We start from the raw sequence: 3,820 nt of genomic DNA, 5'->3' as shown, positions 1-3,820 counted from the left end.
CCGAGGACGGTGGCGTCGATCTCGGGGTCGGCGTCGATGGCGCGTTGAAACATGGCGTTCGTTAAGGAAGGTGAAGCGCCTTCTATGAGCATGGTGAAGGCTGATTGGCGTGTCTGTTGCACGGAAAGCGTGATATTTTGTAGTGCCGTGAATGTTTGCTCTGAGATTTTCCAATCTGCTTCGTCGGCGATGGTGTCAAGAACTTCCCATTGATCCTCTCCTACTTGGCGTAGAAGGGGGGTGGTGTGGTTGATGAGTCTTGTAGCTTCTTTCCAAGTGTCATCCCAGTCGACTGTTTCCCATACTTCATTCTTATGCGATAGGGAAAGGGAAGTGAGTTGATCTCTTGAGGCGGGACCTAGGCCGATGCGACGCCAGTCCGCTGCTGCTTTAATGAGCGCTCCGCATTGGGAGTGCTTCTTGAGCTCGTCTGCGAATTTGGAGCGCACCACTTCGGCGCATCCAAGTAGGGGGCCTAAGCCGACATTCTCGATTTGTGATAGCTGGTTTGCATAGGAGGTATGTTTAACGTCATTGAGTTCTTTTGTTGACAATGATGGGCTGAGTGTGAGCCTTTCGAAGCGATTGACCACGTCCCATCCCACCACTTTCTCGTTACTGCGATCACTATGTTTTACGTACTGTGAATGCATCATGGTGGCGACGATGATGCACGAATTATTGACCCAACGGTTGAGTTGGCCCAGCGTGAGACTTTGGTTTGACAGAAATCTGTCGAGATTGTCTAAAATGATAATTGATCCGAGTGGCGGCTGTTGGTTACTATTGAGAAGTTCCTCAATATCGCCGGGACCTAGGGGGAACCAGCAGTAGGTGTCGGGCCATTGGGAACGAATCGTCTCTATTGCCAGGCGCGTCTTTCCGGCCATGGATGTCCCCTCAATGAGGACGGGTATCCTGTTTCTGAGGTGCTCGACCAGTTGGTCCTGGATATCCCGATGTACGAAGTCGGTGATATCTTTACGATCAGAGCGGTGAACTCGCAGGGAGTAGAGGTCTTTGTGACTCAGATATTTATTTCCGATGCCATTCTTCAAGACGCCTGCCGTATCGGTGATTTGCTGTCTGTGGAAGCGTGCTGAGAGCCACTCGCGGAACTGGGGTGTCGTGGCGGTTATGCCTCCGATTGTGTTGAGTGCCATGCATGCTGCGGCCCACTTGGGGCCGAGTGTGCCGAGGTATGGAATGGCTGCACCTACTACTGCGCCGCAGGCTGGCGCAAGGAGCCACCAGCCGGACTGGCCAGGATCGGTTGAGTGGACCGCTTTCTGTGGCCTCCGTGGCAGCATCGCAACCTCCATCCTCGCTTGGTCTGTGGTGTAGGTTACCTGAATCGTGAGAAATCAGTGCCCCGGCGATGCATACCTGAGGCCTGGCGCCGGTCTCGGCCTCACTACTGCCGCGGTGGTACCGTTCGGTCACTATGCGATCGGCTTTCCGCCGGGCCTCGAGGCGCCGCACCCGCACGCACCGCGCCTCCTCGCCCGTCTCTGACCACCCCCACCCCGACTCGTCCGCCTCCAGCGTCCACACCTCATCCCGCGTGGGGGAGGGACCCGCATGACCGACTGGCTCATGATCGCCGTCGGCGTGGTCCTCACCGTGGGCACCGCCCTGTTCGTGGCCGGTGAGTTCTCCCTGGTCGCCCTTGACCCCTCCACCGTCGAGACCCGCGCCGCCACTGGGGACAAGCGCGCCACCACTGTCCGGCGCGCCCTGGGGCGCCTGTCCACCCTCCTGTCCGGGGCCCAGGTCGGCATCACCCTGACCACCGTGCTCCTGGGCTACACCATGCAGGCGGCCCTGGCGAACCTGCTCACCGGCCTCATGAGCCACTGGCTGGCCACCTCCGTGGCCACCGGCGCCGCAGTCGTCATCGCCCTCATCGTCGTCAACGCCTTCTCCATGGTCATCGGCGAGCTCATCCCCAAGAACGCCACCCTGGCCGACCCCATGCGCGCCGCCGGCCTCGTGGCCCCCTTCCTCATGGGCTTCACCACCCTGCTCAAGCCCCTCATCGTCCTGCTCAACGGTGCCGCCAACGCCGTCCTGCACGCCATGGGCATCGAGCCCGCCGAGGAGCTCAGCGGCACCCGCAGCGCCGGCGAGCTCGCCTCCCTCGTGCGCCACAGCGCTGAGGAGGGCACCCTCGACGCCTCCACCGCCACCCTGCTCACCCGCTCCATCGGACTGGGGGCCCTGACCGCCGTCGACGTCATGACCGACCGCGGCCGCCTCCACACCCTCGAGGCCGACGACTCCGCCGAGGACGTCGTGCACCTGGCCCGCGCCACCGGCCACTCCCGCTTCCCCGTCATCGGCCGCGACGTCGACGACGTCATGGGCATCGTCCACCTGCGCCGCGCCATCGGCGTCCCCTACGAGCGGCGCGCCGACGTGCCGGTCGCCTCCACCTCCCTCATGACGCCCGCGCCCCGCGTCCCCGAGACCATGCCGCTGGCCAACCTGCTCGTCGAGCTGCGCGCCCAGGGCTCCCAGATGGCGATCGTTGTCGACGAGTACGGCGGCACCGCCGGCGTCGTCACCCTCGAGGACGCCGTCGAGGAGGTCGTCGGGGACGTCGCCGACGAGCACGACCGCCGCCGCGCCGGCGCCCACCTCGACCCCTCCGGCCACTGGGTCGTCCCGGGATGGATGCGCCCTGATGAGCTCGCCACCCGCGCCGCCATCCAGGTCCCCGATGACGGCCCCTACGAGACCCTCGGCGGCCTGGTCATGACCGAGCTCGGCCGCATCCCCGCCGTCGGCGACGTCGTCGACCTGCCCCACGCCTCCCTGACCGTCGACGCCATGGACGGGCGCCGCGTCACCCGCCTCCACGTGCGCCCCCAGGACCCCGAGGCCGCCCCCGGAGGCCGAGGAACGGAGGGGGAGCGCCGATGAGCACTCCGCTCGCCCTCCTGATCACCGTCATCCTCCTGGCCGGCAACGCCTTCTTCGTCGGCGCCGAGTTCGCCGTCACCTCCTCGCGCCGCAGCCAGCTCGAGCCGCTGGCCGAGGCCGGCGACACCCGCGCCGCCACCGCCCTGTGGGCCCTCCAGAACGTCTCGCGCATGCTGGCCACTGCCCAGCTCGGCGTCACCCTGTGCTCGACCGGCCTGGGCGTCGTCGCCGAGCCGGCCATCGCCCATGCCCTCGCACCTCTGCTCGCCGCCGTCGGCGTCGGGCACGCCGGCTCCCACGCCGTGGCCGTTGTCATCGCCCTGGTCATCGTCGTGGGCCTGCACATCGTCGCCGGGGAGATGGTGCCCAAGAACATCTCCATCGCCTCCCCGGAGAAGGCCGTGCGCTGGCTCGCCCCGCCCCTGGTGTGGTGCTCGCGCGTCTTCAGCCCCGTGGTCAACGCTCTCAACGGCTTCGCCAATGGGGTCCTCAGAGTCCTGGGCATCGAGGCCAAGGAGGAGATCTCCGCCGCCTTCAACGCCGAGGAGGTCGCCTCCATCGTCGAGCGCTCCACCGCCGAGGGCGTCCTGGAGGACTCCACCGGCCTGCTCAGTGGCGCCCTGGAGTTCTCCGAGGAGACCGCCGGCAGCGTCATGGTGCCCCTGAGTGAGCTCGTCACCCTGCCTCAGGACTGCACCCCGGAGGATGTGGAGAGGGCCGTGGCCTCCACTGGCTTCTCCCGCTTCCCGCTCGTGGCTGACCAGGCCGTAGCCGACGGGGGAGCGGAGCCGGCCATCACCGGCTACCTGCACCTCAAGGACATCCTTTACGCCGACGGCGCCGACCGCACTGAGCCGGTGCCCGCCTGGCGCGCTCGCGCACTCGTGCCCGTCGG

Annotated in this window: 3 protein-coding genes; 2 read left to right on the top strand and 1 reads right to left on the bottom strand. The window is 65.7% G+C overall.

Features of this window, described 5'->3' with window-relative positions:
- Positions 1-1,163: hypothetical protein (locus tag RWR81_RS12800; RefSeq protein ID WP_314458103.1), on the bottom strand; the 1,163-nt coding region annotated here is incomplete at its 3' end.
- 418 nt (positions 1,164-1,581) lie between these two features.
- Between RWR81_RS12800 and RWR81_RS12795 the strand changes: the two genes are divergently transcribed.
- Entirely contained in the window at positions 1,582-2,925 is a 1,344-nt protein-coding gene (locus tag RWR81_RS12795; RefSeq protein ID WP_314458102.1) for a hemolysin family protein, read from the top strand.
- Positions 2,922-3,820, top strand: an 899-nt coding sequence (locus tag RWR81_RS12790) for a hemolysin family protein (protein ID WP_314458101.1), incomplete at its 3' end; no start/stop codon positions are given. The genes RWR81_RS12795 and RWR81_RS12790, both read left to right, overlap by 4 nt.

It is taken from the genome of uncultured Actinomyces sp. (assembly GCF_963526355.1).
Lineage (GTDB): Bacteria > Actinomycetota > Actinomycetes > Actinomycetales > Actinomycetaceae > Actinomyces.
The sequence above is the reverse complement of the archived record's forward strand: the minus strand, read 5'-3'. Positions and strand labels throughout refer to the sequence as shown.

Excerpts from the sequence above, each read along its gene's own strand:
- RWR81_RS12795 (WP_314458102.1), top strand. The coding sequence starts at position 1,582 with ATGACCGACTGGCTCATGATCGCCGTCGGCGTGGTCCTCACCGTGGGC.